Genomic DNA, 17137 nt, shown 5'->3' with positions numbered 1-17137 from the left:
CACGGCGTGGTATCCGATGCCAGCAGGCCAGACTCCTCCAAGATCTCCGCGAAGTCGGCACGTGCCGGTCTGCGGGGGCTCATCAGGGGGTTCGTCCAGCACCCTGTGATCGTCTCCCGAGTCGTGGTGACCAAGGTCAAGTCCGACCCCGTGCGTGTGGCGCAGGCGGCCGCGGAGACCCTCCCGCCGAGGCTCCGCCCCGTCGTGGGACGGTTCGCCTGGCCCGCCGCGCGCCAGGCCAGGTTCGTGGTCCGCAGACTCGGCATGCGCGTGCTCAAGGGCCCGTGGAACGGAGCCAAGGAGCACTTCGACGCCGGCCGGATGACCGAGGCCGTCGCGGTGCTCCAGCCGTACGTCAAATACCCCTTCATCAAGCGCCGGGCCACCTACTACGCCGGCGAGCTGGCGGCCATCCAGCCCAACCCGATCCCGCCCAAGTCCAAGGTGATCGTGGGCGAGCGGATCGAGGGCCGGGTGCTGCACTGCGTCACCAACGCCCTGCCGTACACGCAGGCCGGATACACCGTGCGCACGCACCGGATCGTCACCGCGCAGCGGGCGGCCGGGCTGGACCCGCACGTCGTGACCAGCTGGGGCTGGCCGATGATGCAGGGCCACGTCGACGTCACGCCGTACGAGGAGATCGACGGGACCCCCTACCACCGGCTGCTGCCGAGCGGCGAGGTGCCGTTCGAGAGCCACGGCCGCATGATCCGGGGCGCCGGCGAGGTGACCGAGCTGGTCAGGACGCTCCGGCCGCAGGTGCTGCACGCCGCGACCGACCACCGCAACGGCTCGGTGGCGCTGGCGGTGCGGGAGCGGACCGGCACGCCGATGGTCTACGAGGTCCGGGGCTTCCTGGAGGAGACCTGGGCCTCCCGCGACCCCAAGCGGGTCGGCAGCCAGCGGCACGTGCTCCAGCGCGACCGCGAGGCGTTCATCATGCGCTCGGCCGACGCCGTGGTCACCCTCGCGGAGACCATGGCCACCGAGATCGTCGAGCGGGGCGTGCCCAGAGAGCGGATCTTCCTGGCGCCCAACGCGGTGGACGACTCGCTGCTGACCGCCGAATACGACGGCGCCGCGTTCCGTTCCGCCTACGGCATCGAGCCCGGCGAGATCGTCATGGGCTCGGTGTCGAGCATCGTGGCCTACGAGGGCTTCGCGACCATGATCAGCGCCGCCGCCCTCCTGCGCGACCGGGGCGCCCCGATCAGGCTGCTGCTGGTCGGGGACGGCGCGGCGCGCCCGGAGCTGCTGGAGCAGGTCGAGGAGCTGGGGCTGGGCGACCTCGCGATCCTGCCCGGCCGGGTCGGTCCGGACGAGGCGCTGCAGGCCCAGTCGGCCATCGACATCTTCGTCTGCCCCCGGGAGGACCTGCGGGTCTGCCGGCTCGTCACGCCGTTGAAGCCCGTCGAGGCGATGGCTCTGGGCAAGCCGGTCGTGCTCAGCGACCTGCCCGCCCTGTCGGAGCTCGTCGGCTCCGACGGCGCCGGGCTCCTGGTCCCCGCCGGGGACCCGGAGGCGCTCGCCGACGCCCTGGCCGGGCTCCGCGACGACCCGGCGCGCCGGGCCGAGATGGGCGAGGCCGGGCGGGCCGAGGTGGCCGCGAAGCGCACGTGGAGCCGTGTCGCGGAGACCTACCGTGACATTTACCGGTCGTTTGCGGGTTGATGGTCCTGTGCCGGTGGCAGATAACCCAGCCGTTTGTGATGCGTTCAATCGCATTAGGCGTGGCTTGCGCGGAGTTGAGATAGCCTTTGCCACCATGAAGTGTTGTTTCCGGCTTTCCAGGGTCACCCTGTGAGTGAGCACAGCCAGCCGGCCGGCGGGCGCGGTGCCCTCGCGGGCGCGGCCGAGGAAGGAGGCCGCGTGAGCGCCTATGACCTGGCCGTGATCGGTCTGGGATACGTCGGCATGCCACTGGCCAAGGAGGCCGCGGCCGCGGGCCTGCGGGTCGTCGGCTTCGAGGTCGACCCCCGCAAGGTGGAGGCCCTCAACGCGGGGCGTTCCTACATCGACGACCTGACCGACGCCGACCTCGAACACATGCTGGCGGGGGGGTTCAGCGCCACGCTGGACGAGTCCGTGCTGGCCGACAGCCGCACCATCGTCATCTGCGTGCCGACCCCGCTGGACGAGGACCACCGCCCCGACCTGTCGGCGGTGGAGGGGGCCACCCAGACCGTCGCCCGCAACCTGTCCTCGGGCACGCTCGTCGTGCTGGAGTCCACGACCTGGCCCGGCACCACCGACGAGGTCGCCCGCCCGATCCTGGAGGCCTCCGGCCTCGTCGCGGGCACCGACTTCCACCTCGCCTTCTCGCCCGAGCGCATCGACCCGGGCAACCCCAAGTACGGCCTGCGCAACACCCCCAAGGTCGTCGGCGGCTACACGGCCGCCTGCCGGGACCGGGCGGTCGGCTTCTACTCCCAGTTCGTCGAGCAGGTCGTGCCGGTCAGCGGCACCCGCGAGGCCGAGATGGCCAAGCTCCTGGAGAACACCTACCGCCACGTCAACATCGCCCTCGTCAACGAGATGGCGATCTTCTGTGACGAACTCGGCATCAACCTCTGGGAGTCCATCGAGGCGGCGGCCACCAAGCCGTTCGGCTTCCAGAAGTTCCTGCCCGGACCGGGCGTCGGCGGGCACTGCATCCCCGTCGACCCGTCCTACCTGTCCTACACGGTGCGCAAGCTGGGCTACCCGTTCCGTTTCGTGGAGCTGGCCCAGGAGATCAACGAGCGGATGCCGTCCTATGTGGTGGCCCGCGTCCAGCGGCTGCTCAACCGGCACAAGAAGGCCGTCAACGGCTCCAAGGTGCTGTTGCTCGGCGTCACCTACAAGCCCGACATCGCCGACGAGCGCGAGACCCCGGCCCTGCCGGTCGCGCGGGCGCTGCTCGAACTCGGCGCCGAACTGGTCTTCGCCGATCCGTACGTCAAGGAATGGCGTGTGGACGGTAACCCGGTGCCGCGTGAGGAAGACCTCTCCAGGGCGGTCGCCGAAGCGGACGTGACGCTGCTGATGCAGCAGCACGCCGCCTTCGACCTGTCGATCGTCGAGGACCACGGCAGACTCGTGCTCGACACCCGAGGCGTCCTCGCCGAGGGTGAACGCGTCGAGCGGCTCTAGCGACGGAGGGCTGCGCGCAGTGCACGTGCTCGTCATGACGGTGGTGCATCACCCCGAGGACGCCCGGATCCTGCACCGGCAGATCCGCGCGCTCGTGGATGCCGGTCATGAGGTCACGTATGCCGCGCCGTACACCGCACGGGGCGTAATGGTCCGGTCGTGGGTGAACGGCGTCGATCTCCCCCGGGCGGCTGAGCGCAAGCGGCTTTCGGCCGTGCGCGCCGCCCGCAAGGTGTTCAAGCGCATGCGCGATCAGGTTGATCTGGTGGTGATCCACGACCCCGAGCTGCTGCTCGCGGTCGTAGGCGTGCGCAAGCGGCCCCCGGTGGTCTGGGACGTGCACGAGGACACTCCGGCGACCCTGTCGCTGAAGCCCTGGCTGCCCGCGTTCCTGCGCCCGCCGGTGCGCTTCCTGGCCCGCATGCTCGAAGGTACGGCCGAGCGCCGCCTGCACCTGCTGCTCGCCGAGACCGCCTACGCCGGCCGCTTCCACCGGGCCCACCTGGTCGTCCCGAACGAGACCTGGGTGCCCGACGACGTGACCCCGCCGGGAGACGACCGCGTCGTCTACCTCGGCTGGCTGTCGGAGGCGCGCGGGGTGCGCGACGCCATCGAGGCGGCCCGGCTGCTGCGGCCCTACCGGGTGGCGGTCGAGCTGATCGGCTACGCCGACCCGCAGTCGCGTCCCATGCTGAACGAGGCGGTGGCCGAGGGCGTGCTGGAGTGGCGCGACTTCATGCCGAACGACGAGGCGCTCAAGCGGCTCGACGGGGCGCTGGCCGGGCTGTCGCTGCTGCACGACGAGCCCAACTACCGCCACTCCATGCCCACGAAGATCGTGGAGTACATGGCCCACGGCATCCCGGTGATCACCACCCCGTCGCCGCGCGCGGTGGAGCTGGTCGAGCGCTACAGCAGCGGCATGGTCGTGCCCTGGGAGGACCCCAAGGCCGTGGCCCAGGCCGTGCTCACCCTGCGGGACGACGTCAGGGAGCGGCATGCTCAGGGCGCCCGAGGGTATGCGGCGGCCCGTGCGAACCATCACTGGCCCAACTCGGCCCGCCGTTTCGTGTCCCAGCTGGAGGCATGGGCAGGGGTTAAAAGCTGATTTCTTGTCTGGCGATGCTGCTTATGTCCGCCTGATCACAAGAACGGTAGTGTCCTGAACGTGCGCTGGTTGACCGCTCTTCTCGGCGTGGCGATCCTCGCGGCGGTGGCGGCGATCGTGCTGGTCCTGCCCAGGGACGGGGACGTCCCGGCGGGCGACAGGACCTCGGCCGCCCCCTCGCCCTCCACCACCGTCTCCGCGGCGCTGACCCCCGAGGCCAGCGCCTTCACCGACCCGTGTGGAACGTTCGACACCGAGATGGCCTCGCCCTACGCGGTGACCGGCTACTGGCTCATCCCCACCGCCGACCACTGCACCTGGCGGCGGCAGTTCGGCGCCATCCACGAGGTGGGCGGCGACACGGTGATCCGGATCGGCTGGGGACTGCAGGCCCGCCGCCTCGACGACGACGGCCGGATCCTGGAGAACAAGAGCGAGGACGACGAGGAAGAGGACAAGGTCGACCCCCGCTACGAGCCGTGCGAGGAGGACGGGCTGCCGTGCGTGGCGGCCGCGGAGCGGGACCTCAAGGCGGCCAACCCGGGCAACCGGGTGAGCTGGACGTTCGTCTACCGGACCGACGAGGCGTTCGGGCCGGGGCTGTTCCGCTGTCCCGAGTTCGAGCGGAAGATCCAGGTCGGCAAGACCGTCTTCTACCGGCTCATCGCGACCGAGGACGGCACCGACGACCCGAGCTGCGCCAACGTCAGGAACAAGGGCCGCGGCTATCACGTGATCCTGATAGCCGCCGCGGAGAAGGACAGCCTCACCGAGCTGCTCGACCTCGGCGACCAGTTCGGCGTGAAGGTCTTCCCCGCGCTGCCGCTGGCCCCGCGCGACCCGGCGCAGAAGACCCGGGCCGCCCAGCAGGGGACGAAGACCCTCATCACGCTCACCCGGCGCATCCTGCAGGACTACGGCGCCCGCTTCCAGGACCGCGTCTCGCTCGGCGGCTTCTACCAGCCCTTCGAACTCCAGATGCGGGAGATGCGCTACACGGGGTCGGACGACCCCGAGGTGGCCAAGCTCGACCACCCGACCCTGCGGGTCTACGCCTCCCAGCACGAGATCGTCGAGCAGGAGATGCCGGGCAAGCCGATCCTGGTCAGCCCCTACATGGACGCGCGCAAGCGGCTGCCGATCAGCGCCAGCCCCAAGCAGGTGGCGGCCGGCTTCGAGGCCCTCGCCAGGACCGGGGTCGGCATCATCGCGCCGCAGGACAGCCGGGGCACCGGCAAGGTCGGCCTGTTCTGGCCGGACCAGCGCGACGACCAGGTGGACGAGCGGCTCCGCACGGTCGTGGGGGAGACGACCAACGGCATCGCCTACCACGGCTCCACCCGCGACTACTACCGGGAGATGGCCGCGGCGCGGACCCGGATGGTGGAGCAGGGCTACAACGTGCAGCTCTGGGCCAACGTGGAGGCGTTCGAGCCGTCCGACGAGAAGTTCTGCGCCGACCGGGCGGGCACCCGGGGGCGCACCGACAAGGAGCGGCTCGACACGGCCGTGACCCAGGTCGGCCGCTACGTCTCCAAGGTCGTCTCCTACATGTGGAGCGACTTCTTCACCTGCGGCTCCCCGTCCCTGGCCGAGGACATCGCCCGCGACCACGACCGGCCGATCCCGGTGGACGCCGTCCGTAAGGAGCGCGACATCCAGGACGGCATGGAGATCCGGGGCTACAACCTGCCCATGGGCTCCAAGGTGACGATCACCTGGGACGGCCAGGAGGCCCCCAAGGTCGTCGACGTGGCCGGGGTGGACCTGACGGAGCCGCCGCCCGACCTGCCGGCCCGGATGAAGACGGCCTGGGTCCCGTTCGACTGGACCCAGGTCCCGTCCGGCGCCTGGGTGCGGATCGAGGTCGCCGCGCCCGACGGACGGGCCGCCGCCGCGCCGCTGCACGTCCTGATAAACGCCTGACCGGTGTAACGTGCCTGGCATGGTTCCGCGCATTCCCGTCAGCGTGGATCTGGTCGTCCTCACGGTGCGCTGCCAGGCGCTGAGCGCGCTCGTCTGGCGGCGGGACAAACCCCCCTATGAGGGACGCTGGGCCCTCTCAGGCGGCTTCATCCAGCTCGACGAGGACCTGCCCGCGGCGGCGGCCAGGGTCCTCGCCGAACGGGCCGGCCTGCCCGGCGCCCCGGTCCACCTGGAGCAGCTCCAGACCTACGGCTACCCCGACCGCGACCCGCGCCAGCGCGTGCTGAGCGTCGCCTACCTGGGCCTCGCCCCCGACCTGCCGGCCTCCACCGAGGCGCACATGAGCTGGCAGCCGGTCTCCTCGCTCCAGGAGATGGCCTTCGACCACCGGCGCATCATGGTCGACGGGATCGAGCGCGCCCGGGGCAAGCTCGAATACACCCCGCTGGGCGCCGCTTTCTGCCCCCCGGAGTTCACCGTCGCCGACCTGCGCCGGGTCTACGAGATCGTCTGGGGCCGCGCCCTGGACCCGCGCAACTTCCACCGCAAGGTCACCAAGGCCGAGGGATTCCTGGTGCCCACCGGCCGCACCACCACCCGCGACGGCGGCCGCCCCGCCAAGCTCTACCGCCGGGGCCCGGCTCTCCTGCTCCACCCCCCGATGCTCCGCTCGCTCAAGGAGTAGGCGCGGGGTCTCAGAGCTCGTCGATCTCCGTCAGGTCGAGGTCGACGTCGAAGGGGACGCCGAGCTTCAGCCGGTCGTGGTGGATGCCGGTGGCGACGTAGGACCTGGTGGCCGGGTCGAGCTCGTAGACGTAGACCGTCGGGCGGCCGTCCTTCTCCTCGATCCGCCAGAAGTGGGGGATGCCCGCCGCCGCGTAGAGCGCGGGCTTGCGCTCCCGGTCGCGGATCTCGGACTCGGCGGAGACCACCTCGACGGCCAGGACGACGTCGGCCGGTTGATAGGTGGTCTGCCTCGGGCCCTTGACGGCCTCGGCACGCACCACCAGGACGTCTGGCTCGGGCCGTTGCCGCTCACCGAGCGTCACGGTCATCTCGCGCTTGACCCGCAGATCCGGCGGGACCGCCCGCCGCAGCGCACTCTCCAGGAGGAAGAGCGTCGACATGTGGAAGTTGGTCTGGGGGCTCACGAAGACGAGAGTGCCATCGATCAGCTCGGTGTGCGGGGGAATCTCCCGCAGCCGGTCGAGGTCATCGGCGGTGAAACCATCCGATGACGGGATGATCCAGTCGGGGACGGGCTCCCACTCGGACGGCTCGGTCTCGGCCGCCTCCGCGTCGGCCGCCTCGGTCTCGGCCGCCTCCGTATCGGGCTGCTCGGTCTCGGCCAGCGGTGCGATGCTCATGTCGTCCTCCCGGTCGGGCACGCCTCTCACCTCCAGTCTTCCAGGATGATGCCCCATCCGCCCGCTCCTCATAAAGTAAGGCCATGCCTCGTTTCCGCGCGATCCTGGACACAATGCCCCCATACAAGGCGGGCAAGGCCGTGGTGTCAGCCGACGGTCGGTCCTACAAGCTGTCCTCGAACGAATCCCCCTACGAGCCGCTGCCCTCCGTGGTCGAGGCGGTCGCGAAGGCCGCGACCGAGATCCACCGCTACCCCGATCCCGCGGCGACCGGCCTGACGCACGCCCTCGCCGAGCGGTACGGCGTGCCGCCCGAGCACGTCGCACTGGGCGCGGGCTCGGTGACGGTGGCCCAGCAGCTCTTCGAGACCGTGAGCGAGCCGGGCGCCGAGGTGATCTACGCCTGGCGGTCCTTCGAGGCATATCCGCTCCTGGCCGACCTGGCGGGGGCGACCTCGGTCCGGATCCCCCTCCAGGGTGAGACGCACCACCTGGAGGCCATGGCCGAGGCGGTCACCCCGCAGACGCGCATGATCTTCGTCTGCAACCCGAACAACCCCACCGGCACGGTCGTCCACGCCGCCGAGCTGGAGGCGTTCCTCGACCGGGTGCCGGAGAACGTGCTCGTCGTCCTCGACGAGGCCTACCGGGAGTACGTCAGGGACGCCGACGTCACCGATGGCCTCACCGTCTACCGTGACCGGCCGAACGTGGCCGTGCTGCGGACGTTCTCCAAGGCGTACGGCCTGGCCGGGCTCCGGGTCGGCTACCTGATCGGCGGCGAGGCGGTGGCGACCGCCGTGCGGAAGACGACCGTGCCCTTCGCGGTCAACCACCTGGCCCAGGCCGCCGCCGTCGCCTCCCTGGCGGCCGAGGACGAGCTGCTGGAACGGGTCGACACCGTGGTCAAGGAGCGCACCCGGGTCCGCGAGGCCCTGATCGCCCAGGGCTGGACGGTGCCGGTCTCCGAGGCCAACTTCGTCTGGCTCCGGCTGGGCGAGCGCACGACGGAGTTCGCCGAGGCCTGCGCGGCCGAGGGCGTCGCCGTGCGTCCCTTCGCCGGTGAGGGGGCCCGCGTCTCCATCGGCTCCGCCGAGGCCAACGACACCTTCCTGGCCGTCGCCGGGGCCTTCGAGAGGCCCTGACGCGACCCGAGAGGCCCTGACGCCCTCGCCGGGGCGCGAGCCCGCTCCCGCCCCGGTGCGGCCGTCAGAGCCGTCTCCGGCCGCCCACGGCGGCCTCCCACCGTTCACGGCGGCCCTCCGCGCCCGGCGTCCCCGCCCCGAGGCGGGGGCCGGCGGGCCCGCGCGTCATACGGTCGCGGGTTCCCTCTCCTCGGCCGGGGCCTTCTTGCGGCGCTCGGTGGAGACCACCAGGGCCACACCGAGGACGATCACCAGGCCCGCGGCGAGCATCGAGCCCGTGACCGGCTCGCCCAGGACGAGCGCGCCGAGGGCGACCGCCACCACGGGGTTGACGTAGGCGTAGGTGGAGACCAGGGAGATCGGGGCGCTGCCCAGCAGCCACACGTAGGCGGTGAAGCCGACCAGGGAGCCCATCACGACCAGGTAGGCCAGCCCGGCCCAGGAACGCCCGGAGACGGCGCCGAGGTCGAGGTGCTCGCCCAGGACCGTGCTGGTCAGTATCAGCCCGGCCCCGCCCGCGGCCATCTCGACCGCGCTCGCGGTGAAGGGGTTGGCGGGCATCGGGATCCGGGCGGACAGGAACGAGCCCACCGACCACGACACCGACGCCAGCAGGATGACCGCGATCCCGATGCCGTCCGACGCGCTGCTCCCGCCGGTCAGCGACAGCACCGCCACGCCGCCGAAACCGATGAGCACCCCGGCCAGCGTCAGCAGGCCGGGCCGGTCCCGGGCGACGATCCTGAAGATCACCAGCCAGAGCGGCACCGAGGCCACCAGCAGCGCCGCCAGCCCGCTGGAGATGTGCTGCTCGGCCACCGCGACCATGCCGTTGCCGGCGGTCAGCAGCAGCAGCCCGACCAGGGCCGCCCCGCCCAGTTCCTTCCAGGTCATCCGGAAGGCCGGCCGCCCCCGGAACAGGAAGACCACGGCGCCGAGGACCAGCGCGGCCGTCGTGAAGCGCATGGCTCCGCTGAGCAGCGGCGGCATGGTCTCGATGACGATTTTGATCGCGAGGTAGGTGGACCCCCACACCACGTAGACGATCGCCAGCGCTCCCCACATGAGGAGCGATCTGCGGCTGTCAGCAGTGTCATGACCCATAGCTCATGACAATATCGCCCGTGCCCGGAACGCGGCTCGCGGGGTTCACCCCTTGAGACAGGTCGAGACGGGCCCGCGCGTACGTGGTCCGGGCCCACGCCGTACGTGGTCCGGGCCCACGCCGTACGTGGTCCGGGCCCACGCCGCACGTGGTCCGGGGCCGCGCCGCACGGGCGGGCGCGGCCCCGGACCACGGGACGGCCGGGCGGGTCAGCGGCTGCCGAGCTTCTCCACGATCAGGCGGTAGAGCTGGCGGGGGCGGCCCGGCTGCGGGGTGCGGTTCGGCGGAAGCGGCCACGCGAGTCCCTCGTCGACCAACGTGCGCAGCAGCCGCCGTGCCGTACGCGGTGTGACGCCGAGCATCTTGCCCGCGCTCTCCGCGTCCACCACCGTGTCCCCGCCCTCCAGCTTGGCCGCCAGCCGGGCCAGCACCTCCACGCCCTTCGGCTTCAGCGGCCCGCCGCCCTGCGGAGGCATCCGGGGCGCGGGGACCAACGCCCGGCCCTCGCGGTCGACCGCGAAGCCCTGGGCCTGCTTGCCCGCCTGCGTGCGCGCCAGCGCCGCCCGCGCGTGGGACTCGGCGTCATGGGCGGTGCGGCCCATGCCGACCCCCACCTCCACGGCCAGGCCGAGCTCGTCCCGCACCCGTGCCGCGAACGGCAGCACCCGGAACCCCTCGGTGGCCGTGGCCACCGAGCCGCGGGTCGCGGTGACCATGTAGCTGTGGTCGTCGACCGAGGTCACCGACGCGTTGATCCGGTTCGCCTCCTGCACCAGCAGCCGGTGCAGGGACAGCCGGAGCTCGTCGCGCCAGTAGCGCGGCGCGGCCCGGCGGACCGGCTCGCGGAGCGTCGGCACCTCCACCAGGATGACGGTGAGCTGCGACTCCTCCAGCCGGTGGTGGGCACCGAGCAGGGCGGCCGTGTGCAGCGCCGTACGGACCGCCGCGGACGTCGGTCGGATCCTGACCACCGGGACCCCGGCCGTCTGCAGGCGGTCGGCGACGGCGGGCAGGCAGGTCAGCGCCCCGCTGGTGCTGCCCTGCCGGGCCAGGCGTTCGTGGAAGGCGGCGATCGTCCCGGTCGCCCCCGGCTCGTCGCGGCTGTGCACGTCACCGACCGGCAGGCTCAGGTCGGTGTAGGCCTCCTCGACGTCGGCCCGGCTCAGCACGTCGACGCTGACCCTGCGCGGGTCGATCCGTTCGTCCAACGCGGCCCTGGCCAGGGCCGCGATCAGCGCGGCGCCGCCGAGCTGCACGTACGTCGCCGGCATCGTCAGCACGCCCGAGCGCCTGGCCAGGTCATAGGGGACCGGGCTGGCGAACAGGCAGGCGTCCACGCCTGCCCCCAGGCGGGTGACTTTGTCGGCGGCTTCCTGCTCGTCCCGGTAGGCAGCGGCTACCAGGCGGCAGGGCAGGGGCGCCGCCGCGTGTCCCATCAACATCACTCGCTCGACGAGGTCATGGGGGCCCACCACACCGATAGTGAGGTCCGGTGTCATGGCACCCGGGCGTGACACTCGTGGAGTTTCTTCGGCCCGCTCGACCAATGTTCGTCCCATCCTGCTGTCCGTTTGTTTTCGGCTCTCTTTTGGAACGATCGCTTGCGGGGGCCGTAATGTCACGCCCGATTTGCCGTCAATTCCGGGACGAACCTCCCGGCTAAACCCCTAACTGTTACTGTTTACACAGGTCAGAGCGGTTTTTGAGTGACTGAAACCCGCTGATTATGAGGAAGAAATCTCTCGCCTCACATCTGCGCCCAGGGCCTGCATACGCTCGGCCAGATATGAGTGGCCGCGGTCGATGAGATAACCGGATTCGATCAGGGTCTCCCCTTCGGCGGCGAGACCGGCGAGAACCAGGGCGATTCCGGAACGCAGGTCGTGCGCGGTCACCTCGGTCCCGGTCAGCGGGGTCGCGCCGCGGACGACGGCGCTGTTCTCCTTGACCTCGATGTCGGCGCCCATCTTGTTCAGCTCGGTGGCCAGGGCGAACCGGCCGTCGAAGATGCGCTCGTGGATGTAGCTGGCGCCGTCGGCGAGGCAGGCGACCGTCATGATCGGCGACTGCAGGTCGGTGGCGAAGCCGGGATAGGTGTCGGTGATCACGTTGATCGGGCGCAGCGGGCGGTCCCGGCGCACGTGGAGCACCGCGCCGTGGTCGGCGAACTCCACCCCCATCTGCTCCAGCTTGTAGCGGACCACGCCGAGGTGGTCCAGGTCGGCGCCGACCAGGTTGACCTCGCCGCCGGTGATGGCCGCGGCCATGGCGAACACGCCCGCGTCGAGGCGGTCGGGCATCACGGTGTGCTCGACGGCCTGGAGCTCCTCCACGCCCTCCACCGTGATGAACCCGGTGCCGCCGCCGCTGATCCGCGCGCCCATCCGGGTCAGCATCTCGATCACGTCGAGGACCTCGGGCTCCAGCGCCGCGTTCTCGATCACGGTGGTGCCGCGCCCGAGGGCGGCCGCCATGATCAGGTTCTCGGTGCCGGTGTGCGAGGGGGTGTCCAGATACAGCGTGGCACCGGTGAAGCCGGCCGTCTTGACGTGGATGACGGAGTCGCCCTCGTCCACGATCGCGCCCAGGCGCTTGTAGCCCAGGTAGTGGAAGTCGAGGTTGCGGCTGCCCAGGTTGCAGCCGCCCACGCCCTCGATGATCGCCTCGCCGAGGCGGTGCAGCAGGGCGGGGACGAACAGCACCGAACCGCGGAAGCGGCGGGCGATCTCGGCGGGCAGCACCGGGCTGCTCAGCGTGGAGGCGTCGATCACCAGTGTGCGCTCGGCCTCGTGGAGCTCGACCTTGGCGCCGATCGCCTCGGCCAGCTCGACCGCCCGGCGCACGTCCTCGATGATCGGGACGTTGCGCAGCACCGTCCGGCCCTTGGCCGCCAGGAGCGCCGCGCCGATCATGGGCAGTACGGCGTTCTTGGCACCCTGGATGAAGGCGGTTCCACGCAGTGGGGTGCCACCGCGCACGCGGTAACGGACCATGCGACATGCTCCTTGGGGAAAGGGGAAGCGGGGATTTGGCTGATGCGGAGGCCAGTGGCGGCAGCCGGGGGTTATCGGCCAACAGTAGCCGCTGGATGCCCCTGAACCGGCCACTTCGGGTGGCGACTACCCGCTGTGCCGCCGATCATTCGGCCGCTCGCGAGCCTCCCCGCAATGGTCCCGCATCCGCGACCCCCGCCTGGCCACGGGGGCGACCGTCCGGCAGTCCCGAGTCCCGCCCGCACGGCCGGACGGCCGTGCGGGCGGGACCGGCCCCCCGCGCGGCGGACATCGGGCCGCTCACGCGGCGCGGGTCCCCCTGCCGGCCGGGGTGAGCGGCGAGGCGGCCGACAGGAGGTTGTCGGCCCGCTGGTCGACGAAACGGGTGACGACCTGCTGGCCGTAGCCGAAGGCCATGGCCCAGACCAGGATGGCGGGCTGGGAGCCGAGACCCGCGAAGCCGGGGACGAAACCGGAGTTCAGGATCAGCAGGCCCAGCACGGAGGTGGCCACCCCGGCGGGGGCCTTGAGCAGGTTCTGGACCACCGCCAGCGAGTAGCGCGTGGACAGCTCCGAGCGGGTGGAGAGCGAGGCCGCCGTGGCCAGCGCCGCGCCCAGCATGCCGATCAGGGCCACGAGGGGGACGTCGCCGTGGCTGGGCCGCAGGGCGCCGGTCGGGCAGATCTGCGCGGGCATCAGCCCCTGGGCCTGGATCACCGCCTGGTTGCCGCACATCGGGATGACGTCCGGCCAGATCGCGCCGATGGCCACCACGCCCAGCACGATCAGGGTCAGCATGACCACCCCGCCGAGCAGCAGGTTGCGGAAGCTGCGGACCCGGCCGGTCTCCATCGCCTGCGCGGTGTAGGCGGCCCGCAGCACCGACTGCATCAGCGGCCTGTCGTCCTCCGCCAGATCCCCGGCGGCGAGCCTGGCCTGCAGCTGGACCAGCCGGGGGTCGTCGCCGGGCAGGTAGGCCCGGCCGATCGCCACCACCTCGGGCACCCGGCCGCACAGCTCCGCCGTCGGCAGCACGCCGTACAGCATCACGGTCGCGCTGTTGACGTTGGACCAGGCGCCCTCGATGGCCTGGCCGGTCAGCCAGCGCCGCAGGCCGTGCTTGCCGCGGGCGTAGGTCTCGGCGCGGGCCAGGTGCGTGCCGATGCCCTCGCCCACGGACACGAGCTGGCCCGCCTCCTCGCGCATGGTCAGGGCGCGCTCGGCGTCGGCCCGGATCTCCTCGCTGCGGGTGGCGACGTAGACCCGCCAGGTGCCCGGCCAGCGCAGCACGCCGGTGTCGCCGATCCGTTCGGGGACCGCTGACTGGTCGAGCGACATCTTTCCTCCGTGGGGGCGGAGCGGCCGGGGACGGGGCAGAGCCTGCCCCCGGCTTATCGCGACATGCCGATCAAGCGCTACGTCCTGCGATGTCCGTGCGGTGGTGCGAACCGCGCATCCGGATGTGGCCGACCGCCTCGTAGGCCGCCGCGCGCGCCGCGGCCACGTCGGGGCCGGTGCCGACCACGCTGAGCACCCGCCCGCCGCTGGAGACGATCCGGTCGCCCTCGAACGCGGTGCCGGCGTGCAGCACGTAGGCGTTCTCGACGGTGTCGGACAGCCCCTCGATGACGTCGCCCTTGACGGGGTCGGCCGGGTAGTTCTCCGCCGCGACCACCACGGTCACCGCGGCGCCGTCGCGGTAGGACAGCGGTCCGAACCCGCCGAGCGTCCCGTCCGCGCACGCCAGCAGCAGGCCCGCGAGCGGCGTCTCCAACCGGTCCAGCACGACCTGGGTCTCCGGGTCGCCGAACCGCGCGTTGAACTCGATCACCTTCGGCCCCTCCGCCGTGAGGGCCAGCCCCACGAAGAGCACCCCGGTGTACGGCGTGCCGCGCCTGGCCAGCTCGGTGACGGTCGGCAGGACGGTCTCGGCCATCACCCGCTCGGTGAGGTCGCCCGGGGCCCACGGCAGCGGCGTGTAGGCGCCCATGCCGCCGGTGTTGGGGCCCTTGTCCCCGTCGTAGGCGCGCTTGTGGTCCTGGGCGGGCTGGAGCGGCACGGCCGTGGTCCCGTCGCAGAGGGCGAACAGCGACACCTCGGGGCCGTCGAGGAACTCCTCGATGACGACCCGCCCGCACGAGGCGGCGTGCCCGAGCGCCTCGTCGAGGTCGTCGGTGACCACCACACCCTTGCCGGCCGCGAGGCCGTCGTCCTTGACCACGTACGGGGCGCCGAATTCAGCCAGGGCCGCGGCGGCCTCCTCGGGCGTGACGCACGTGCGGGACCGCGCGGTGGGCACGCCCGCCGCGACCATGACGTCCTTGGCGAACGCCTTGGAGCCCTCGATCCGGGCGGCCTCCTTGGAGGGCCCGAAGCACGGGACGCCCGCCTGCCTGACCGCGTCGGCGACGCCGGCGACCAGCGGTGCCTCAGGGCCGATCACGACCAGGTCGGCCCCCAGCTCCCCGGCCAGCCGGGTGACCGCCGCGGGGTCGGTCGGGGTCACCGGATGCAGGGTCGCGACCTGTGCGATGCCGGCGTTGCCGGGGGCACAGTGAACCTCGGTGACCTGGGGATCTGCCGTCAGCGACCGGCACAGGGCATGCTCACGCCCGCCGGATCCAATCACAAGAACGCGCACTTGCGAGAGCCTATCGGCCCCCGGCCGGCCATCCATCCACAGGCTGTGGACAACGGGTCCCGTGTCGACGGGCCGCGTCGGCGGGGCGGCGCGCACGCTCACGGCGCACGCTCAAGGCGCGCTGTCGTGGCGTAGGACCGTGGCGCGGTTCCCGTAACGCCGCGTCCGCGGGCTCGGCCGTCGAAGACGGCGGATGCGACCGTAAATCACGCGGGAATTTCGTCAGGTTATGGATGATCGCTTGTTGCGGCCGGGAGTACGCTTAAGGGGCGTGCCCAGATCTGTGCTAAGTTTGGGCGGCTTTGCCTGTCTCTTACTGATTGGAGGTGGTTGGGAATGTCCTCTGGCGATCCCAGCAGTACGTGCCCGCGCACGCACTGTGTGCGCACTCTCGACCACTCCGGATCAGTGCCCGACCGGCTCCCACGCGCATTCCCGTTCGAACTGAGGTGACATCGCGTCGCGCGTGAACGGTGCTGGGTTGGGCGGGAAAGGTTTGCCATGCGCTCCTCGCTCCTTTTTCCCCGCATCAAGCACGCACGGGCCGTCCGTGCCCCGCACGCCCCCGCCGTCCCGGTCCGTGACCGGATGAACGGCGTCTGCGTCCCGCCGAGCGACTCACTCGTCGAATACGCCGCCTACGTCGACGGCAAGAAGATCGACGCCCTGGGCATCCCCGACGCCCTGGAGCTCGTCCGCGCGCACAACGCGGCCGACGAGAAGAGCAACGCCTTCGTCTGGGTCGGCCTGCATGAACCCGACGCCCCCGAGGTCGAGTGGCTGGCGGAGGTCTTCGCCCTGCACCCGCTCGCCGTCGAGGACGCCGTCAAGGCTCATCAGCGCCCCAAGGTCGAGCGCTACGGCGACTCGCTGTTCGTGGTCCTCAAGACCGTCGCCTACCTCGACCACGACGTGCTGACCGCCACCAGCGAGATCATCGGAACCGGCGAGATCATGGTGTTCGTCGGGCCCGACTTCGTGGTGACCGTACGGCACGGCAAGCACTGCCCGCTGTCGGAGGTGCGCGAGCGCCTGGAGGACAAGCCCAAGCTCCTCAACCGCGGCCCGACCGGCGTGCTGCACGCGATCGCCGACCACGTCGTGGACCGATACCTCAACGTGGCCGACCTGATGCAGGCCGAGCTGGAAGACGTCGAGGCCATGGTCTTCGCCGACGTCAGCGCCCGTGACATCGGCCGGATCTACAACCTCAAGCGCGAGATGATCGAGATGAAGCGGTCCGTCACCCCGCTCCAGTCGCCCCTGTCGACGCTGGCCCAGCGCCGGATGATCCCCTCGGAGATGCGCGAATACTTCCGCGACGTCGTCGACCACCTGGCCCGGGTCTGCGAGCAGGTCGAGTCGTCCAACGAGCTGTGCAACTCCATCCTGCAGGCGGCGCTCGCCCGCTCCAACGCCCTCGCCAACGAGGACATGCGGAAGATCTCCTCGTGGGTCGCGATAATGGCCGTCCCCACGATGATCGCCGGGATCTACGGGATGAACTTCGAGCACATGCCCGAGCTCGACTCCGTCTTCGGCTACCCGGTCGTGATCGGTGTGATGGTGGTCGCCTGCTCGCTGCTCTACCGGGGTTTCCGCCGCAACGGCTGGATGTGACCACGGCGCGTCCGCCGGGGCGCGGGAGGGCCGGGCCGCCCGGCCATGCCCTCCCGCGCCCCGGCGGAGCCGTGCGACCGCCGGACGGGTGCCGCAG

At 71.3% G+C, this 17137-nt stretch carries 13 protein-coding genes; 7 read left to right on the top strand and 6 right to left on the bottom strand.

The window, feature by feature from the left end; all coding sequences use genetic code 11:
• The first annotated feature begins 6 nt into the window (after nt 1-6).
• From ACWDS7_RS11785 to ACWDS7_RS11765, 5 genes are all read left to right on the top strand, one after another.
• Nucleotides 7-1674 carry a glycosyltransferase family 4 protein gene (locus ACWDS7_RS11785; RefSeq protein WP_451929235.1) on the top strand — a complete coding sequence of 556 codons (1668 nt, stop codon included), beginning with the start codon at nt 7-9 and terminating at the stop codon, nt 1672-1674.
• Between the two features lie 198 nt (nt 1675-1872).
• Nucleotides 1873-3135 carry a nucleotide sugar dehydrogenase gene (locus tag ACWDS7_RS11780; RefSeq protein ID WP_451929234.1) on the top strand — a complete coding sequence of 421 codons (1263 nt, stop codon included), beginning with the start codon at nt 1873-1875 and terminating at the stop codon, nt 3133-3135.
• 19 nt (nt 3136-3154) lie between these two features.
• Entirely contained in the window at nt 3155-4243 is a 1089-nt protein-coding gene (locus ACWDS7_RS11775; protein WP_306860885.1) for a glycosyltransferase, read from the top strand.
• Nucleotides 4244-4303: 60 nt separating this feature from the next.
• Nucleotides 4304-6169, top strand: a complete 1866-nt coding sequence (locus ACWDS7_RS11770; protein ID WP_451929233.1) for a DUF4434 domain-containing protein — start codon at nt 4304-4306, stop codon at nt 6167-6169.
• A gap of 19 nt (nt 6170-6188) precedes the next feature.
• Nucleotides 6189-6854 (top strand): NUDIX hydrolase, encoded by a 666-nt coding sequence (locus ACWDS7_RS11765; RefSeq protein ID WP_306860881.1) that lies wholly within the window; start codon nt 6189-6191, stop codon nt 6852-6854.
• A gap of 10 nt (nt 6855-6864) precedes the next feature.
• Here the strand turns inward: ACWDS7_RS11765 and ACWDS7_RS11760 are convergent, their stop codons facing one another.
• The gene (locus tag ACWDS7_RS11760; protein ID WP_451929232.1) at nt 6865-7536 is read right to left on the bottom strand and encodes a Uma2 family endonuclease; all 672 of its coding nucleotides are present in this window, start codon (nt 7534-7536) and stop codon (nt 6865-6867) included.
• A gap of 83 nt (nt 7537-7619) precedes the next feature.
• Here ACWDS7_RS11760 and hisC point away from each other — a divergent pair, with 83 nt between their 5' ends.
• A complete protein-coding gene (hisC, locus tag ACWDS7_RS11755) occupies nt 7620-8681 on the top strand; it encodes a histidinol-phosphate transaminase (RefSeq protein ID WP_451929231.1) in 1062 nt (353 codons plus the stop codon).
• Nucleotides 8682-8846: 165 nt separating this feature from the next.
• On the opposite strand, the gene ACWDS7_RS11750 is transcribed toward hisC, so the two are convergent.
• The 5 genes from ACWDS7_RS11750 to purD all read right to left on the bottom strand — a co-directional run bounded on the left by ACWDS7_RS11750 (nt 8847) and on the right by purD (nt 15420).
• Nucleotides 8847-9785, bottom strand: coding sequence for an EamA family transporter (locus tag ACWDS7_RS11750; protein ID WP_451929230.1), 939 nt, complete (start codon nt 9783-9785; stop codon nt 8847-8849).
• A 210-nt stretch (nt 9786-9995) separates the two neighbouring features.
• Nucleotides 9996-11285, bottom strand: a complete 1290-nt coding sequence (locus ACWDS7_RS11745) for a GTP cyclohydrolase IIa (protein ID WP_306860873.1) — start codon at nt 11283-11285, stop codon at nt 9996-9998.
• A 225-nt stretch (nt 11286-11510) separates the two neighbouring features.
• Nucleotides 11511-12779 carry a UDP-N-acetylglucosamine 1-carboxyvinyltransferase gene (murA, locus tag ACWDS7_RS11740; protein WP_306860871.1) on the bottom strand — a complete coding sequence of 423 codons (1269 nt, stop codon included), beginning with the start codon at nt 12777-12779 and terminating at the stop codon, nt 11511-11513.
• A 300-nt stretch (nt 12780-13079) separates the two neighbouring features.
• The gene (locus ACWDS7_RS11735) at nt 13080-14117 is read right to left on the bottom strand and encodes a hypothetical protein (RefSeq protein ID WP_306860869.1); all 1038 of its coding nucleotides are present in this window, start codon (nt 14115-14117) and stop codon (nt 13080-13082) included.
• A gap of 70 nt (nt 14118-14187) precedes the next feature.
• A complete protein-coding gene (gene purD, locus ACWDS7_RS11730; protein WP_306860867.1) occupies nt 14188-15420 on the bottom strand; it encodes a phosphoribosylamine--glycine ligase in 1233 nt (410 codons plus the stop codon).
• Nucleotides 15421-15921: 501 nt separating this feature from the next.
• Here purD and corA point away from each other — a divergent pair.
• Nucleotides 15922-17040, top strand: a complete 1119-nt coding sequence (corA, locus tag ACWDS7_RS11725) for a magnesium/cobalt transporter CorA (protein ID WP_306860865.1) — start codon at nt 15922-15924, stop codon at nt 17038-17040.
• Nucleotides 17041-17137 lie beyond the last annotated feature (97 nt).

It is taken from the genome of Streptosporangium sp. NPDC003464, assembly GCF_053588315.1.
This window is presented reverse-complemented; position numbering and strand designations above follow the sequence as displayed.